Here is a 16,315-nt window from a genome sequence, read left to right as displayed (position 1 = left end):
TGCTAAAATAGAAGCTACTAACTTCGACTTTAGCAGTAACTGAAGGGACGGTCGCCGTGGCAAGCCGGATCAGGCTCGAGGACCGGGAGTGCCCGCTCTCCACGACGGTGCAGCACGTCGGCGAGTGGTGGACCTTGCTGATCCTCCATGACGCCTTCGACGGCTACACCCGCTTCGACCAGTTCCAGGAGAGCCTCGGTATCTCCTCCAGCATGCTCACCACCCGGCTCAAGACCCTCGTGGAGGACGGGCTGCTGGAGCGCCGGCCCTACCAGACCAACCCTGTGCGCCACGAGTACGTACTGACCGAACTCGGGTACTCCCTGCGCCCGGTGATCGTCACCCTGGCCGCGTGGGGCAACTCCCGTCTCCCCGCGGCGGAGCGCAGCATGATCCTGGTCGACGCGCACAGCGGCCAGGAGGTCGAGCCCGTCGTCGTCGACGCCCGGACCGGCCGTCGGCTCGACAACAGCGACGACTATGTCTTCGCGGCGGGGCCGGCGGCCGGCGACGCCATGCGCAGCCGCTACGCGACGCGGCCGGGGAGCGCGGCGGAGGAGACGTAAGGCGAGGCGAGGGCGCACGGCGGGGGGCTCGGGTGGGTTCGGCGCGCGGCCGGGGGGGCGGGCCACGCGGTTCCCCGCGCCCCTTTGGGGCGCGGGGAACCGCTCCCTTCGGCGTCGCCCTTCAGGGGCGCGGGGAACCGCGCGATCAGCCCCCACCGGCCGCCACGTCCTCAGACGCCGGCAGCCACCTCGTTCGCCGGGCGCCCCAGCTCGGGCCGGACGCCTCAGCTCGTGAACATCGCGGTCCCGTTCACCCACGTTCCGGTGACCGCCCCGGCCCGCTCCGAGGCGAGGAACGCGGCCAGTTCCGCGACCTCCTGGAGCCGCGGTGACGCGGGAAGCATCCGCAGGCCGTCCAGCGTGTCGAGGATGCCCCGCAACGCCTCGGGGCTCGCCATCGCGGGGTTCACGGCGCCCAGCTTCTCCGGTGTCAGGGTCTCCGGCACTCCGGCCACCCACAGCCCGAGCGCCCGCACGCCCTTCGGGCCGAGCTCCTGCGCCAGCGCGCGGATCAGCGTGTCGATCGCCGCGTCCGCGGGACACGTACCGCCCATCATCGGACTGGCGTGCGCGGAGCCGCTGTTGAGGGCGAGGATCACTCCGGAGCCCTGCTCGGCCATGCGGCGGCCCGCGGCCCGGGCGGTGATGAAGTTGGTGGTGATGCCGTTGGTCACCGGGGCGGTGTAGTCGGCCACCGACATGTCCACCACGGGCGTGCCCTGCACGTCGTTGCGGGTGATGAGGTTGAACGAGATGTCGACCGAGCCCGCCTCCGCCAGCACGGTGTCGGCGTGCTCCTCCACCGACCGCTCGTCGAGCGCGTCGACCACGGCCGCGTGCGCCCGGCCGCCCGCCGCCTCGATGTCCTTGGCCACCGCCTCCAGCTTGGCGGCCGTCCGTCCGGCGAGGAAGACGCGGGCGCCCTCGCGGGCGAAGGTCCGGGCGACGGCACCGCCGATGCTCCCGCCGGCCCCGTAGATGATCGCGTTCTTGTCCTGCAGCAGCATGATGGCTCCTGGTCCGCAGTTGTCGTGATCCGAAGATGTCGGCCATACAGACGCACGGCGAGCGCGTCAGTCATCGCTCCTGTTCGGAAATTTTCAGCGGCAGCCCGAAGGCCGGCAGCAGGTGCGGCTCGAACGTGGTGATCTCCGCGATGCGGCCGTCCTCGATACGCAGGACGTCCAGGTTCTGGGCGCGGTAGACGGTCGTCCCCGGCCGCTGGACGTAACCGCCCACCGCCGGCAGCCCGTTCGCCCAGGTCGGCAGGTGCCGCCACTGGCCGAAGTACATCGGGGAGGCCGGGTCCAGAGCCTGGCCGATGAAGGCGAGAATCGCCTCGCGTCCGACGAACCAGAACGGGTTCGGCGGCATGGTGAGCTTGGCGTCGGCGGTCAGCAGCTCCGCCATCGCGGACAGATCGAGCCGCTCGGCCGCGTCCCGGTAGCGCTCGACCACCTCGCGCTCCTCCCGCGTCGGCGCGGCCGCAGGAGCCCATTCCGTGCGGCGGCCCGCGGGGAGGTGCTCGCGCAGTGCGGGCCGGGCACGTTGCAGGGCGCTGTTGACGGAGGCGGTGGACAGCTCCAGCAGCCCGGCGGTCTCCGTGGCCGGCAGGCCCACCACGTCCCGCAGGATCAGTACCGCCCGCTGCCTCGGCGGCAGATGCTGCAGCGCGGCGAGGAAGACCAGTTCGACCGTCTCCCGCGACAGCGCCTGCGACTCGGGGCCCGCCTCCTCGGCCGGAATGTCGGCGAGCAGGTCGTCGGGGTACGGCTGCAGCCACTCGATCCGTGTCGGCGGCTCGCCCTTGCCGTGTTCCATGCCGGGCAGCCGCTCGTACGGGTGCGGGGTGCGCCGGTGGCGGCGCAGGTGGTCCAGGCACGTGTTGGTGGCGATGCGGTACAGCCAGGTGCGTACGCTCGCCCGGCCCTCGTACGCCTCCCGGCTCCGCCAGGCCTTCAGGAACGTCTCCTGGACCAGGTCCTCGGCCTCGTCGTACGAACCGGTCATGCGGTAGCAGTGCACCTGCAGTTCGCGGCGGTACGGCTCCAGGAGCTCGGCGAAGCCCGAGTCGGTGTCGGTCTGCTGCGGCACGACGATGCCTCCCGGGCGGCGGTGTCTCGGGGCTGATGCGCCGTCATTGTGCCAGCCGGGATACCGCGCGAGGCGGATCGGACCATCGCGCTGTGCCCCCGCCGTGCATCCACCGCGGGCTCGCCGAGGCGGCTGAACGCATGGACGGGTACGCCGACACCGGGGCGTTGTCAGTGGTGGGAGGCAAGATGACGGGCATGACAACACCAGCTGCAGTGATCGTGGATGCCGCCGCCTACGCGCAGGCGGTCGAGGACGCGGTGAAGGCTTCGGCCGCCTACTACGCGGGCGGCACCTCGGTGCTGGACGACGACTCCTACGACCGGTTGGTGCGCGGTATCGCGGCGTGGGAGGCCGAGCATCCCGACGAGGTGCTGCCCGATTCCCCGAGCGGGAAGGTCGCCGGGGGCGCGGTGGAGGGGGATGTGCCGCACACGGTGGCGATGCTGAGCCTGGACAACGTGTTCTCGGCCGAGGATTTCACCGCCTGGACCGCGTCACTGGCCCGGCGCATCGGCCACGAGGTGGAGCAGTTCAGTGTTGAGCCGAAGCTGGACGGTCTGGCGATCGCGGCCCGCTACACACGCGGGCGTCTTGACCGGTTGATCACCCGGGGCGACGGGACGGCCGGGGAGGACGTGTCGCACGCGATCGGCACCATCGAGGGCCTGCCGCAGGAGCTGGCCGAGCCGGTGAATGTGGAAGTACGCGGCGAAATCCTCATGACCACCGCCCAGTTCGAGCACGCCAACGAGGTGCGCACCGCGCACGGCGGGCAGCCGTTCGCGAACCCGCGCGGCGCCTCGGCGGGCACGCTGCGGGCCAAGGAGCGCGCCTATACGGTGCCGATGACGTTCTTCGGCTACGGCCTGCTGCCCCTTGCCGACACCGAGGCGGAGCTCGCGGAGCGGCTGGGCGGGAGCGCGCACAGCGACCTCATGGTGCGGGCCGCCCAACTCGGGGTGAACACCACCGCCACCACTGCCGTGCCCGGCGTCACCGCGGAAACGGCCGAGCAGGTGCTGGACCGGGTGCGCGAGATCGCCGCGCTGCGGGCCGAGTTGCCGTTCGGGATCGACGGCATCGTCATCAAGGCGGACCTGGCCGCCGACCAGCAGGCCGCCGGTTCCGGTTCGCGCGCCCCGCGCTGGGCGATCGCCTACAAACTGCCCGCCGTGGAGAAGATCACCCGGCTGCTTGAGGTGGAGTGGAACGTCGGCCGCACCGGCATCATCGCCCCGCGCGCGGTGCTGGAACCGGTGGAGATCGACGGCGCCACCATCACGTATGCCACACTCCACAATCCGGCCGACATCACCCGCCGCGATCTGCGCCTGGGCGACCACGTCATGGTTCACCGCGCCGGTGACGTCATCCCACGTATCGAGGCCCCCGTCGCCCATCTGCGCACCGGTGCCGAACAGCCCATCGTCTTCCCCGAGGTGTGTCCGCGCTGCGGGGCCGGCATCGACACCAGTGAGCAGCGCTGGCGCTGTGAGAACGGCCGCAACTGTCACCTGGTCGCCGCCCTCTCGTACGCCGCAGGGCGCGACCAGCTCGACATCGAGGGCCTGGGCCACACGCGTGTCGTCCAGCTCGTCGAGGCCGGCCTGGTCAAGGATCTCGCCGACCTGTTCTCCCTCACCCGCGACCAGCTGCTGGGTCTGGAGCGGATGGGCGAGACCAGCACCGACAACCTCCTCGCCGGGCTCGACACGGCGAAGGGGAGACCGCTGTCGCGGGTGCTGTGCGCGCTCGGGGTCCGCGGCACCGGCCGGTCCATGTCCCGGCGTATCGCCCGGTACTTCGCCACGATGGACCTCATTCGCGCCGCCGACGCCGAAACGATGCAGCAGGTCGAGGGCATCGGCACCGAGAAAGCCCCGTCGATCGTCGCCGAACTGGCCGAACTGGCCCCGCTGATCGACAAACTCGCCGCGGTCGGGGTGAACATGACCGAGCCCGGCGCGACCCCGCCCCAGCCGGCCGCGGAGAGCGGCGAGGACGACAGCGAGGGGAGCGTCGAGGCGAAGGGCGGGGAGAGCAGCAGTACGACCGAGGCGGCGGCCGGTCCGCTCGCGGGGATGACCGTGGTCGTCACCGGTGCGATGACCGGGCCGCTGGAGAAGCTGAGCCGCAACCAGATGAACGAGCTCATCGAACGCGCCGGGGGCCGCTCCTCCTCCAGCGTCTCCAAGAAGACCACTATGGTCGTCGCCGGTGAGGGCGCCGGATCCAAGCGTGCCAAGGCCGAATCTCTCGGCGTCCGGCTGGCCACGCCCGACGAGTTCGCCGCGCTCGTCGCCGACTTCGTCGACTGAGCCCGCGCCCGTCGGACCGGCTTCGCTCGGGGCGGGACCGATGAGTTTCTCCCGGCGAGGTCGTCCTACATCCGACTGGATCCGACGAGCGTCGGCGATCGACAAGGAGGAGAGGTTCACCATGGACGGATCGGCTCGGCAGGAAGCCTTGGAGAGGCTGGACGTTCTGGTCGGGGAGTGGGTCGTGGAGGCCGACTTTCCCGGCCTGGACACGCCTGCCGCGCGCAGCGTGTTCGAGTGGACCCTGGACGGGCAGTTCCTGGTCCAGCGCACCGAGATCTCGCTGGCCGAGGCCCCGGACAGCACGGCGATCATCGCGACCGACCCGGAGACGGGCGCGTACACACAGCACTACTTCGACTCACGGGGCGTCGCCCGGTTGTACGCGATGAGCTTCGCCGGCGGGGCCTGGCGACTGCTGCGCGAGGCGCCGGACTTCTCACCACTGGACTTCCGGCAGCGGTTCACCGGACAGGTCGGTGACGACGGCACCACCATCCGTGGCAGCTGGGAGACCTCGCACGACGACTCGACCACCTGGGAGCACGACTTCGCGCTCACCTACCGCAGGAGCAGTTGAGATGGCGTTCAGCGGATCACCGGCCGAGGTCGCACACGGCATCGTCGACGCGAACAGGTACATGGTGCTCGCCACCGCCGACAACGCCGGAACGCCATGGAGTTCCCCGGTGTACTTCGCCCACCGGGGATACCGCGAGTTCCTCTGGGTCTCCTCGCCGCAGGCCACCCACTCGCGCAACATCGCCGTACGCCCTCAGGTGGGCATCGTGGTCTTCGACTCGTCGGTGGCGATCGGTACCGGACAGGGCGTGTACATGTCGGCCGTCGCTGCCGCGGTGGACGCCGCGGATGCGGAGGACGTGCTGGCGGTCTTCTCGCGCCGGTCGGTCACTCATGGCGGCCGGGTGTGGACGGTCGAGGACATCGCAGACGCTCAAGGCGTCTCCGGTCTGGCCCTCTACCGCGCGGTTGCCGACGAGCATTCGATGCTCGCCAAGGACGGACAGCCGGACCATCGCGTGCCCGTCCGACTCACCGACTGATCGCTTGCGTGCGGCTGGTTCAGGGCTCGAACCTGATGCCGGCGGCGATCGGGAGGTGGTCGCTGCCGGTGGCGGGCAGGGTGCGGATGTCGGTGACCGCCATCGAGCGGGTCATGACGTGGTCGATCCGGGAGACGGGCAGGGTCGCGGGCCAACTGAAGGCGAAGTTTCGCCCTGTCGAGTCCATCCGCTCGGTGACCGGGTCCAGCCCGCGGTCGTCCACCGTGCTGTTGAGGTCGCCCAGCAGGATCACCTTGTCCAGCTCCTCGGCGGCGATGGCGTCACCCAGCAGGCCGGCGCTCTCGTCCCGCCAACCGGAACTCAGGCCGTTCCATCGGATGCGGACCGAGGGCAAGTGGGCGACGTACACCGCGATATCGCCCTGTGGCGTGCGCGCCGTGGTCCGCAGGCCGCGGTTCCAGCCCTCCGGGATGTCCTTCGGTTTGATGTCCACCGGCCGGACGTCCGACAGCGGGTACTTCGACCAGAGTCCGACGGTTCCTTCGACCGCGTGGTGGGGGTAGTCCGCCCCCAGGACCGATTCGTAGACCGACAGTGCGGAGGGCGTGAGCTCCTCCAGAGCGACGACATCCGGTGCGGCCTCGATCAGGGCACTCGCGGTGCCCTCGGGATCGCTGTTCTCGTCGCTGACGTTGTGCTGGACGGCCATGATGTCGTGCGCGCCACGGTCTTCGTCCGCCAGCACCATCCCGCCGAAGAGGTTCCCCCAGACCGCCACGGGCAACAGCAGGGCCACCAGCGCGACGGCCGAGCGGCGCAGCAGTGCCAGGACGAGCAGCAACGGAACGGCCAGGCCGAGCCAGGGCAGAAACGTCTCCAGCAGGCTGCCGAGGCGACCCACCGCGTTGGGCACGACGGAGTGGAACGCCATCAGCCCGGCGGTCAGCACAGCGAGCGCCGCGAGAACACGCCCGCGCGCCCAGGGCGACCGGCTTTCCGTGTCCTTGCCCCACCGCCACCGTTCAACGGTCCTCAGCCACCGCCGAACCGCACCGGCCTTCGCCCCCGGCGCCACCCGGCTGTTCGCCTGCTCCCCCACGTCCCACCCATCTGCCCCGGCTCCGTCCCCGCGCCACATCCATGAGCACGACGTGCCCAGTACGACGCGCAGTCAGAAGATCAGGTTCCGGACGGTGAGCAAGAAACCTCAAGGCAGCTCCCCGAGCACCCTGCGGACCGAGTCCGCTCCCCTGCCTCCAAGGAGGCGATCAGACCGGAGCCCCGCCGAACCCGATCTCGTTCCCCTCGGGATCGCGATACGTAGCCTTGCGCACACCGTTGCCGTACGTCTCCCGCTTCGTCGGCTCGATTCCCCGCTCGGCCATCCCGGCCACACGGGCGTCGAAGTCATCGACGAAGACGGTGTGAAGGGCATGCCCCGCATGCTCGGGCCGCTGCTCGACGGCCACCGAACGATGCTCCGCGAGCTCCCACACAGCCTCGGTGTCACTCGCAACGTACGTCGGCGGAGTCCCGAACAACCGCTCGTACCAGTCCAGCGCCCTCGCGTAGTCACTGACGGGAATCCCTGCAAACAGGTCGACGGCCATTTGGCCATGCTAGTCAGGAAGTCCCGCTCGGACCGGGCGTCCCGTCGCTGATCGACCCGAAGCAGGCGGCACCTCTGCGCAGCGAGAATGTGGACGCCCTCCGCCGAACAGATCGACGTGCATGAGACTGTCCTGCGTGAGCGCGCCTCGTTGTTCGTCGGCGGTGTGTCGGCGGACGTTGACCCGGGAGGAATCGACAGCATGATCATCTTTGGTACCAAGGGATATCTGTACCAGCTCGCCATACTGACGCTGGTGTGCGGGCACTGCGGGAATCCCTCCGCGCACACGCTCAGGAAGCGCGTCACGAAGTTCACGCTGTTCTTCGTGCCGCTGTTCCCGTTCTCGACGAAGTACCAGACGCAGTGCACCTTCTGCGGTGCGGAGCAGAAGGTGACCAAGGAGCAGGCGGAGCAGCTGCAGGCTCAGGCCGCGGGCGGCCAGGGCGGTCAGCCGTACGGGCAGCCGCAGCAGCAGCCGTACCAGTCCTGAATCGGGCCGGGAGCGAGGGCGGGGGCAGGAACAGGTCGTCGGCCTGGGCGAAAAGCGCCCAGGCCTGCGTTGTCCCTGGACCTGCTTGCCACCGGTGACAGCGCGCGCACCAGCGCGGAACAGCGGCACCTCAGTGCACGCCAGTCGACGGGCGTCACAACAGCACCGCACCCACGACGACCGCCGCCACTCCGATGAGCAGCGCCACGACACCGAAGGCCGTGTCGAGTGAGCGGGAACGGTGTTCTGCCCTGAGGTTCGGGGTGAAGACGGCGGGGTCGTCGGGCGTGTAGTGGATCGTGACGTCCCGGCCGTACGAGTTCGGCGGGTCCGGCAGTTCGTCGGCGCAGTAGGCGGTGACGTTCGTGCCCTCGTGGGTGGTGAAGGCGATGACCGGGGTGTGGCTGGTGGAGGTGTGGCCGTCGCTGTCGGTGCCGGTGTCCGTGAGCACGGCGATGACACGGCCCTGAACAGGGGGTTGGGAGGTCAGCGCCTCGATACGGCGGCCCGCCACGCGTGCGTTCTGGGGCATGTGGAACACGCCGGACATGGTCCAGGGCACGCCGAAGCCGATCAGGGCCCACGGCCAACTCCAGTCGATCGCGGCGAAGACCACCAGACCGACGTAGATCAGGAACACCGCGAAGTTGGGCCACCCGAGCCCGCGTCGGCCCGCCCAGAGGTCACCGACGAACTGGAAGGCGTGCGGTCTCCCGCGCGGATAGCGGACGCCGATCTCCCGGCCCGTCCAGGCAACCGAGATCCTCTCCCCGTGGTCACCGTCGTTCGTCACGGTGAACTCCTGCCCGGTGGACGGGTCCTGGAAGGAGACGACCACGGGTATCCCGTCGCGCTGCGAGCTTCCGTGCCTGGGCTCGCGCACCCGCTCGATCCGTCCCATGACCCGGACCGCCCGCTGGGCCGGGGTCATCCCTGCCAGCGACCGGCCGTACCCCACCAGCGCTGCGGTGCCGAACGCCCCGCACCACAGCGCCAGATAACCCTGCAGGCCCATGTGCCTTCCTGTTCCTTTTCAGCTGTCTCTCGTCAGCGGATTCCCTTCCGCGAGACGCGGCCGACGCGCCGTCCGTCAGTGTGCCGGGCTGCGCCGCACCACCTTGCCCTGCGCGTCCGCCTCCAGCGAGGCCGTTCCCCCGGTGCCCGTCACACCGACCCTGATGGTGAGGGAGCCGGTGAGGCGTTCGACGGTGACCTGCCAGGTCCCCGGCGAACCGACGCCCAGGTCACTCCTCGCCTCCTCGACCAGGGCGGGGAGGCGTTCGTACGGCAGGGAATCCGGGTCGAACGTCGGGGCCTGCGAGCCGGTGGGCGCGTACACGACCGACAGCAGCCGATCCTGTACGACGACGGTGAGCGCCGCGCTCGCATCCGTGCCCTTGGCCAACCTGCCGACGGCCTTGCGCAGCTCGCCCTTGTCGAGGAACGACTGGTTCGGGCCGAGGGTGACCGTGCCGGATGCCGACGACTCCACAGTGGTCGACGAGGAGGAAGAGGAGGAGGAGACCGAGGGCTTGTCGGGGGCGCCCTCGTCGAACAGGTCGGCGCGGAACAGCAGGACCACACCGGCCGCGGCGAGCAGCAGCGCGAGCAGCGTGACGAAGCCGACGGCACAGCCCTCGGAGGACTCGCTCACCAGGACCGGCCCCGGCGCCGAGTCGAGGCGGGCGCCGGCCACCCGCTCCTCCCACTCCGGCGTCGGCCACTTCACGATCCTCACCTGCCACGGCCGGTCCGGCGGGTACTGGACCACCACGACGACACCCGGCCGGTGGTCGGGCAGGTGCGCGAGGTTGATGTTCTGTGTGAACGCGACGCGGTACGCCGGTCCGTCGTCCGGCGCGACCGTCAGATCGAACCGCACCGCCACGTCGCTCGTCGCCTCACCCCCGACGGCCTCCAGCGTCTCGATCACCGCGAGCGCGGTGGACGGCACGACCGCCGCCTCCCGGGCACGCCTCGGCACACCGGCGAGGAAGAAGAGCAGACCGTAGGCCACGGGCAGTCCCACACCCGCGACACACAACGGCACACTCTCGATGACACAGCCGACGACGAACGCGGCCAGCGATCCCCCGATCACACCGCCCGTGAGGAGACCCAGGGCGACGGCGACAGGGGTGGTGCGGGTGGGCGGCGCGCTCTTGGTGATCGTCATAGGGGTGACTGTGCCGGGCTCTGGTGACGACCGGTAGATCTCCAAGCTCAGCCTCCGGGTTCGGGAACCTCTTCGCGTACACGTCTCGGACATCGGCGGTCCGGTGCGGATGTCACGTCGGCCGGTACCTGGAGGCGTGGTTCGTCACTTGAGGCCCGAGTGGGCCAGGCCCTCGACGAAGTGGCGCTGGGCGACGACGAAGACGATCAGGACCGGCAGGACGGTCATGGTGGCGGCCGCCAGTTGGGTGTTCCACATGTCGCCCCCGTAGGCGTCGGTGAATCGGGTGAGTGCCTGCGGCAGCGTGAACAGCTCCGGCGAGGTGAGGTAGACGGTGGGTTCCAGGTAGAGGTTCCACGAGGTGAGGAAGGTCAGGATCGCGACCGCGGACAACGCCGGTTTGGCCAGCGGCAGGAAGATCCGCCACCAGAGCGCGGGGCGGCCGAGGCCGTCCAGCCGGCCCGCCTCCTCCAGCTCGGCCGGGAGGGCGATGAAGAACTGCCGCATGATGAAGGTGGCCAGGACGCAGGGTCCGGCCAGCGCGGTGACCAGGATCAGCGGCCAGTGAGTGTTGATCATCCCGGCTCGTTTGAACATCTGGAACAGGGGGACGATCGTCACCTCGCTGGGCACCAGGAGGCCGGCCAGCACCACCAGGAAGAGGGCGTTCGCGCCGGGAAAGCGGATCCGGGCGAAGGCGTACCCGGCGAGGCTGGAGACCAGCAGGGTGATCACGGTGACCAGGACGGCGATGTACACGCTGTTCGCGTACTGCCGGGCGAAGGGCTGGAAGCTGAACGCCTCGCTGTAGGCGGACAGTGTGGGGTCGGGGGTCCACAGTGACGGCGGGGACTTGAAGATCTCGGGCAGCGGCTTCACCGAAGCCGCCACCATCCAGATGGTCGGCACCACGAACGGGATGGCCAGTACGCCGAGCGCCGTCACCAGGAGTGCTCGTCGCAGGAGGGATTTCGACCTACTGCTCATGGAACACCCACTTCCGGCGCAGCTGCCATTGCAGCAGGGTCAGCAGCATGACGAAGGACAGCAGCATCAGGGCCAGCGTCGAGCCGTAGCCGATGTCGTTGAACTCGAAGGCCTGCTGGAAGACGTAGTACACGAGCACCGTGGTGCTCAACTCCGGGCCGCCACTGGTCAGTACGGCGATCTGCGCGAACGACTGCAAGGCCCCGACGATGGTGATGATCGAGGTCAGCAGCACGGTGGGTGAGATTAGCGGCAGGGTGATGCGGGTGAACATCACCCTGCTTCCCGCGCCGTCGATCCGGGCGGCTTCGTACAGGTGCGACGGCACGCCCTGCAGGGCGGCCAGGAAGAGCACCATGTTGACGCCGACGCTGCGGATCACCTGGGTGATGATCACCGACACCATCGCGGTGTCGCCGTGCTGCAGCCAGTTCGGCCCCGTGATGCCGATCGCGCCGAGAAGACCGTTGACTCCGCCGTTGTCCTGCAGCAGGAAGCCCCAGACCAGGGTCCACGCCACCACGGAGACGACGACCGGGGAGAAGAACAGGGTGCGGAAGAACGTCGCTCCGCGGAACCGCCGATTCAGGAGTACGGCGAGCAGCAGCCCCAGGCCGATGTTGAGGATCACGACTCCGGCGCAGAAGACGGCGGTCGCCCACAGCACCGATGGGAGTTGCGAATCCGCGGCCAGGGCGGCGTAGTTGTCGACTCCGACGAAGGTCTGCTCGCCGGTGAAGACGTTCCAGTCGCTCAGGCTGTACCAGATCGCCAGACCGACCGGGATCAGCACGAACAGCACGACCCCGGCGAGCTGCGGAGCGATGAAGAGATAGCCGGCGAGCACATCTCTGCGGCGGTTCGTCCAGAACGGTGGTTTGGAGCTGTCCCGGGTGGAGGCGACCCGGGTGACGGTGTCCCGGGCTCCGGTCGGCGCGCGGGAAGCGTCCGGTGTCCTCGTGAGGCCGGCCATGGTCACTTGGCCAGGATCGGTTCGATGGCGGCGCAGACCGATTTCAGCACGGCGGGGACGTCGGCGTCGGCCTTCCACATCGCGTCCAGTGCGGTCTTGCCCCGCTGGGCGATCTCGGCCGGACTGGTGTGGTTGGGCAGGGTGACGGCGTTCGGCAGCTGGTCGACCACGGCCTCCTGCAGTTGCGCGGCGGTCAGCACCTTGTTGTCGGCGGCGAGCTTCGCACCGGTGAGGAGCGACTTGCGGGGCGGCGGGAAGAACTGCGCCAGCTTCTCGGAGTTCGCCGGATTCGTCAGGTAGGCGAGGAAGTCCGTTGCCTGGTCCTTGTGCTTGCTGGTGGCCAGGACGCCCACGCCGGCCTGGCCGATGACGGCGTGCCGGCCGGCCGGGCCCGCGGGCAGGGGGTACAGCGCGTACTTGAACTTGTCGGTGAGCAGCGAGGAGCGGGAGACCTGGGCCACGGTGAAGGCGGCGTCACCGGCGAAGAAGTCGGCCGTCGTACCGGGCCCGGGCATGGCCTTGGTCTTGAACGCGGCGTCGTGCAGGAAGGTGAAGGCCTGCTCCATCTCGGGGCTGGTGAAGGTGCACTTCTTGCCGTCCGCGCTCCACGCGGTGGCGCCGAAGCCGGTCCACACCGTGGCCAGTGTGTTCCACGACTTGTAGTCGAAGTCCCGGACGACGAATCCGGCCTTTCCGGTCGTCGAGTGCACTGCCGCGCCGGCGGCGGCGACCTGGTCCCAGGTCAGGTTCTTCGGGTCGATCTTCTGTCCGGCCTTCGCCAGCAGGTCGGTGTTCACGTACAGCGCGAACGGCGAGGTGGAGAACGGATAGGCGTACAGCGTGCCGTCGCGGGTGAACTCCTTGGTCGCGCTGGCCTCCAGGTCGCCGTACTGCCAGCCGTCGGTCGCCTTCAGCTTGTCGGTCAGGCCGACCAACGCGTCGGAGGCGATCAGGTCCCTCGACAGGTCGCCCATCCAGGCCAGGTCGGGAGCGTTGCCGCCGGCGATCTGGGTGGTGAGGGTGGTGTTGTAGTCCTCGAAGGGCAGGCTCTCGAACGTGATCGAGGAGACCTCGGGGTGCTTGGCGCGGTACGCGGCGGCGATCGTGTCGAACAGTTCGAGCTGGTCCTCGTTGGAGGTCCAGACGGTCATTCGCAGCTTGACGTCCTTGGCGTTCGTCGCCCCGGACCCGTCGGTGGACGCGCCGCAGGCGGCCGTCAGGGCCAGCGCCGTTGTCAGCGCGACCGCGCCGAACAGCTTTCTTGCTCTGTTCATGGGTGTGGATCCTTCGTGCTCTCGGCGCGCGCTGCGCCTCGGGTTGGCTAGTAGCCGGCTATGTGCGGCCAGTTGAGCTCGATCCCTGCCGCGGTCAACCTGCTCTGAAGTCGGTCGACGAGGTGCTCGTCGGTCGCGATCTGCTGCGGGCTCAGGCCGAGGTCGAGGCAGTACGCGACGAGCTCGCCGGCCGATTCACCGACGTTCCACTCGACCGGATGCAGCCGGTAGGCGCCGTTGGTGATGTGGGTGGTGCCGATGTTCTTGGCGGCCGGCACCAGGTTCTGGGTGGCCACCGGGACCAACGCTCCGAGCGGGATCTCGAACGGCGCGCACTCGACGTCGATGTAGTTGTCGCCACCGGTGGAGGGATGGAGATCGATGCGGTACATCCCCACCCCGACCGAGCCGTTGAACCGGGCCAGTCCGGCGTCTCCTCGGGCTTTGACGGAGATGTCCTGCTCGCGCACGGTGGTGAGGGCCTTGATCCGCCGGGATTCGCGGATGTACGGCGCCTGTGCGAACCCGTCGGCGGTGCCGACCAGGTCGCCGCGCAGGCGAATTCCGGGCCAGCCGCGGCCACCGTCCGGGCGGGGCGCTTCGGTCTGCAGCCAGTGGACATAGGCGCGGGACTGCGCCTTCGCGGCGTTCAGGTGGTACTGCCGGTCGTCGGTGTCGATGATCGAGCCACTGACGTAGTCCAGTTGCGGCCAGTTGGCCAGCACGATGTCGCTGTCGTAGAAGCCTTCGGCGAAGTTCTGCCGGGCGGCGATCCGCCGGAACTGCCACAGATCCCGGTCGCCCGCGTCGAATCGGGGGTCCCCGGTGGCGTCGCCGCCCGGGTTGACGTTCATGGTTCGCTCCTCCGGCACGAGAGTTCGTGGGTTCGGCGCGACGAAGGACAGCATCGGCGCACCCCAGAAGGGCAGTTCGAACGAGCGCCAGAAGTCGTAGTCGTCCGGCCGGTCGATGGTGTGATCGCCGGCGACGTGATCGAAGACGAAGCACCATGCGATCGACTGCACGTTGCCCGGATCGGCGACCTCGGGGGCGCTCGGCTCACCGGTGTCGGACCGCCCCTCGGCCCCGACGACGTACTCGGTTCCGGTCAGTGGCAGCAGGTCGCCGGTCTCGGTCCCGTCCAGGACGTACTCGGCGGTGATCACGGTCTCGGCTCCGGTCCGCGGGTCCGCCACGGTGACGGTGCGGACCGTCGCGTCGCTCACCTCGGCGGCGACGGGCACCGCGGGCTGCAGGACGGTGAGCCGCCCGGTCGCCCGGTACGGCGCGAGCAGGGCGGTGATCACCGCGTTGGCCACCCTCGGTTCGTGGCACAGCCTGCTGACCCGGCCACGGCCCGGGTTGAGTTCCGGGTCGGCGCGAGCGGTCGCTGTCAGCGGATAGTGGTCGCGGTAGTAGCGACGGATGTCGTCCCGCAACGCGCGGTAGCGCGCGGTGACTCCGAACTGTTCCACCCAGATGTGCTCGTCGGGCGGAACGGCCTGTGAGGTGAGCTGCCCGCCGAGCCAGGCGTACTCCTCGGTCATCACCACCCGGCGGCCGCGCTGCAGCAGTGCCAGCGCCGCGGCGACGGAGCCGAGTCCACCGCCGATGATCGCCGCCTCGGCCGTGATCCTGTCGGTCATGACGGTGAGTCCGTCCGCGCGACGATCGTGTCGCCCGGCTCGACCTCGGCGACCAGCAGCCGCTCCCTGTCCAGACCGGCCCACTCCTGCGGGTCCGTGGTGATCAGGAGTTGCAGGAGATCGAGTGCCTCGGCCGCCAGCTGTTGTCTGGGGACGTGGAAACCGGCCAGTACCCGGCCCTCGACGCGATGGCCGCGCACCTCGCCGAGGGCGGCGAGCGAGGTCTCGTCCGGTACGGCGACTCCGGCGCCGGACAGCGCGTGCGCGACGTCCTCGGCCAGGAAGGCGTCCTCCGCGATGATCAAGGTGGCCCCGGTCGCCCGGGTCAGTCGGGGCAGGTCGGGGATTCTCTCCTCACCGACCAGCAGGAAAGCCAGCCTGCCCTCCGCCGAGGCGGCTTCGACGGCACCGCGCCGGTCCCGGGCGGTCGGCGTGTCGCGGCCGCGATGGACGTACAGCGCCTGCTGGTGTCCGTCGGCCGCGGCCTGGTCGATCAGCGCGGTGGTCGGGGTGACGTAGTCGATGGCCACGTACGGCACCGCGGCGGCGGTCTCGTCCCGACGGCCGATCGCGACGAACGGGAACTGTTCGGCGACCAGCCGTTCCAGCTCCGACGCGACCATCTGCTGACCGAGCAGGACGCACCCGTCGGTCAGCCGTAGCCGCGTCTTGCGGTGGAAGAGGCTCCGGGTGCCGTTCTCGACCGGTGAGGAGGTGAAGAACAGCAGGTCCCAACCGATCTGCTCGGCGGCTCGCTCGATCCCGTTCAGCAGCGGACCGTAGAAGTCCATGCTCTCGGGAGACAACGCGGCCTCGTAGGTGAAGACGCCGATGATCTGATTGTCCAGGCCGGCGAGCCGACGGGCCGCGGGGTCGGCGACGTAGGTGAGTTGCTCAATGGCCGCCTTGACCCTCGCCCGGGTGGCCTCGGGGACCCGGACGTTCGAGCCGTCGCGGTCGTTCAGCACCACCGACACGGTGGTCTGACTGACGCCCGCCAGTTCGGCGATCTCGCGTTGGGTGACGCGGCGAGGTCTCGGCGACATCGATCCTCCATCTGATAATGCCTATCTTCACTTGCAGGTGATGACCGTATTACAGAGGGCTCGTCTGGGCAAGCATCCGTTGACACCAAGGTATCGGGCTGGAAA

Annotated in this window: 16 protein-coding genes; 5 read left to right on the top strand and 11 right to left on the bottom strand. The window is 69.4% G+C overall.

The features are described from left to right. Positions 1-56: 56 nt before the first annotated feature. Positions 57-566, top strand: a complete 510-nt coding sequence (locus JEQ17_RS46000; RefSeq protein WP_200400884.1) for a winged helix-turn-helix transcriptional regulator — start codon at positions 57-59, stop codon at positions 564-566. A 224-nt stretch (positions 567-790) separates the two neighbouring features. Here the strand turns inward: JEQ17_RS46000 and JEQ17_RS45995 are convergent, their stop codons facing one another. Beyond that, entirely contained in the window at positions 791-1,573 is a 783-nt protein-coding gene (locus tag JEQ17_RS45995; protein ID WP_200400883.1) for an SDR family NAD(P)-dependent oxidoreductase, read from the bottom strand. A 70-nt stretch (positions 1,574-1,643) separates the two neighbouring features. Then, positions 1,644-2,738: a sigma-70 family RNA polymerase sigma factor gene (locus JEQ17_RS45990; RefSeq protein ID WP_407700176.1), complete on the bottom strand. Its 1,095-nt coding sequence runs from the start codon at positions 2,736-2,738 to the stop codon at positions 1,644-1,646. 119 nt (positions 2,739-2,857) lie between these two features. Here JEQ17_RS45990 and ligA point away from each other — a divergent pair, with 119 nt between their 5' ends. From ligA to JEQ17_RS45975, 3 genes are all read left to right on the top strand, one after another. Further along, the gene (ligA, locus tag JEQ17_RS45985) at positions 2,858-4,981 is read left to right on the top strand and encodes an NAD-dependent DNA ligase LigA (protein WP_234048628.1); all 2,124 of its coding nucleotides are present in this window, start codon (positions 2,858-2,860) and stop codon (positions 4,979-4,981) included. A 121-nt stretch (positions 4,982-5,102) separates the two neighbouring features. Next, entirely contained in the window at positions 5,103-5,561 is a 459-nt protein-coding gene (locus tag JEQ17_RS45980) for a hypothetical protein (protein ID WP_200400882.1), read from the top strand. A gap of 1 nt (position 5,562) precedes the next feature. Beyond that, the gene (locus JEQ17_RS45975; RefSeq protein WP_200400881.1) at positions 5,563-6,045 is read left to right on the top strand and encodes a pyridoxamine 5'-phosphate oxidase family protein; all 483 of its coding nucleotides are present in this window, start codon (positions 5,563-5,565) and stop codon (positions 6,043-6,045) included. Positions 6,046-6,064: 19 nt separating this feature from the next. On the opposite strand, the gene JEQ17_RS45970 is transcribed toward JEQ17_RS45975, so the two are convergent. Both JEQ17_RS45970 and JEQ17_RS45965 read right to left on the bottom strand, forming a co-directional pair. Next, on the bottom strand, positions 6,065-6,937 hold the full coding sequence (locus JEQ17_RS45970; RefSeq protein ID WP_407700175.1) for an endonuclease/exonuclease/phosphatase family protein: 873 nt from the start codon (positions 6,935-6,937) through the stop codon (positions 6,065-6,067). Between the two features lie 337 nt (positions 6,938-7,274). After that, complete coding sequence (locus JEQ17_RS45965; RefSeq protein ID WP_200400879.1) at positions 7,275-7,616, bottom strand: VOC family protein; 342 nt, start codon at positions 7,614-7,616, stop codon at positions 7,275-7,277. A 201-nt stretch (positions 7,617-7,817) separates the two neighbouring features. Here JEQ17_RS45965 and JEQ17_RS45960 point away from each other — a divergent pair, with 201 nt between their 5' ends. Continuing rightward, on the top strand, positions 7,818-8,108 hold the full coding sequence (locus JEQ17_RS45960) for a zinc-ribbon domain-containing protein (protein WP_200400878.1): 291 nt from the start codon (positions 7,818-7,820) through the stop codon (positions 8,106-8,108). Between the two features lie 154 nt (positions 8,109-8,262). On the opposite strand, the gene JEQ17_RS45955 is transcribed toward JEQ17_RS45960, so the two are convergent. From JEQ17_RS45955 to JEQ17_RS45925, 7 genes are all read right to left on the bottom strand, one after another. Further along, on the bottom strand, positions 8,263-9,123 hold the full coding sequence (locus JEQ17_RS45955) for a DUF3592 domain-containing protein (RefSeq protein ID WP_200400877.1): 861 nt from the start codon (positions 9,121-9,123) through the stop codon (positions 8,263-8,265). A 75-nt stretch (positions 9,124-9,198) separates the two neighbouring features. Continuing rightward, positions 9,199-10,284, bottom strand: a complete 1,086-nt coding sequence (locus JEQ17_RS45950; protein WP_200400876.1) for a hypothetical protein — start codon at positions 10,282-10,284, stop codon at positions 9,199-9,201. 144 nt (positions 10,285-10,428) lie between these two features. Next, complete coding sequence (locus tag JEQ17_RS45945; RefSeq protein WP_200400875.1) at positions 10,429-11,271, bottom strand: carbohydrate ABC transporter permease; 843 nt, start codon at positions 11,269-11,271, stop codon at positions 10,429-10,431. After that, on the bottom strand, positions 11,261-12,244 hold the full coding sequence (locus JEQ17_RS45940) for a carbohydrate ABC transporter permease (RefSeq protein ID WP_200402065.1): 984 nt from the start codon (positions 12,242-12,244) through the stop codon (positions 11,261-11,263). The genes JEQ17_RS45945 and JEQ17_RS45940 overlap by 11 nt, the downstream gene beginning before the upstream one ends. Positions 12,245-12,246: 2 nt before the next feature. After that, positions 12,247-13,518, bottom strand: coding sequence for an ABC transporter substrate-binding protein (locus JEQ17_RS45935; RefSeq protein ID WP_200400874.1), 1,272 nt, complete (start codon positions 13,516-13,518; stop codon positions 12,247-12,249). A 47-nt stretch (positions 13,519-13,565) separates the two neighbouring features. Further along, positions 13,566-15,164: an FAD-dependent oxidoreductase gene (locus JEQ17_RS45930; protein WP_200400873.1), complete on the bottom strand. Its 1,599-nt coding sequence runs from the start codon at positions 15,162-15,164 to the stop codon at positions 13,566-13,568. Beyond that, positions 15,161-16,210 (bottom strand): LacI family DNA-binding transcriptional regulator, encoded by a 1,050-nt coding sequence (locus tag JEQ17_RS45925; protein ID WP_200400872.1) that lies wholly within the window; start codon positions 16,208-16,210, stop codon positions 15,161-15,163. Before JEQ17_RS45925 ends, JEQ17_RS45930 begins: the two co-directional genes overlap by 4 nt. Positions 16,211-16,315: the final 105 nt, after the last annotated feature.

Source organism: Streptomyces liliifuscus (genome assembly GCF_016598615.1).
Taxonomy (GTDB): domain Bacteria; phylum Actinomycetota; class Actinomycetes; order Streptomycetales; family Streptomycetaceae; genus Streptomyces; species Streptomyces liliifuscus.
The sequence above is the reverse complement of the archived record's forward strand: the minus strand, read 5'-3'. Positions and strand labels throughout refer to the sequence as shown.

Bases quoted from the DNA above. Each gene is read 5' to 3' on its own strand.
- JEQ17_RS45975 (WP_200400881.1), top strand. From the start codon at position 5,563: ATGGCGTTCAGCGGATCACCGGCCGAGGTCGCACACGGCATCGTCGAC.
- JEQ17_RS45970 (WP_407700175.1), bottom strand. From the start codon at position 6,937: ATGGCGTTCCACTCCGTCGTGCCCAACGCGGTGGGTCGCCTCGGCAGC.
- JEQ17_RS45950 (WP_200400876.1), bottom strand. From the start codon at position 10,284: ATGACGATCACCAAGAGCGCGCCGCCCACCCGCACCACCCCTGTCGCC.
- JEQ17_RS45955 (WP_200400877.1), bottom strand. From the start codon at position 9,123: ATGGGCCTGCAGGGTTATCTGGCGCTGTGGTGCGGGGCGTTCGGCACC.
- JEQ17_RS45925 (WP_200400872.1), bottom strand. From the start codon at position 16,210: ATGTCGCCGAGACCTCGCCGCGTCACCCAACGCGAGATCGCCGAACTG.
- JEQ17_RS45960 (WP_200400878.1), top strand. From the start codon at position 7,818: ATGATCATCTTTGGTACCAAGGGATATCTGTACCAGCTCGCCATACTG.
- ligA (WP_234048628.1), top strand. From the start codon at position 2,858: ATGACAACACCAGCTGCAGTGATCGTGGATGCCGCCGCCTACGCGCAG.
- JEQ17_RS45930 (WP_200400873.1), bottom strand. From the start codon at position 15,164: ATGACCGACAGGATCACGGCCGAGGCGGCGATCATCGGCGGTGGACTC.
- JEQ17_RS45945 (WP_200400875.1), bottom strand. From the start codon at position 11,271: ATGAGCAGTAGGTCGAAATCCCTCCTGCGACGAGCACTCCTGGTGACG.
- JEQ17_RS45935 (WP_200400874.1), bottom strand. From the start codon at position 13,518: ATGAACAGAGCAAGAAAGCTGTTCGGCGCGGTCGCGCTGACAACGGCG.
- JEQ17_RS45940 (WP_200402065.1), bottom strand. From the start codon at position 12,244: ATGGCCGGCCTCACGAGGACACCGGACGCTTCCCGCGCGCCGACCGGA.
- JEQ17_RS45995 (WP_200400883.1), bottom strand. From the start codon at position 1,573: ATGCTGCTGCAGGACAAGAACGCGATCATCTACGGGGCCGGCGGGAGC.
- JEQ17_RS45965 (WP_200400879.1), bottom strand. From the start codon at position 7,616: ATGGCCGTCGACCTGTTTGCAGGGATTCCCGTCAGTGACTACGCGAGG.
- JEQ17_RS45980 (WP_200400882.1), top strand. From the start codon at position 5,103: ATGGACGGATCGGCTCGGCAGGAAGCCTTGGAGAGGCTGGACGTTCTG.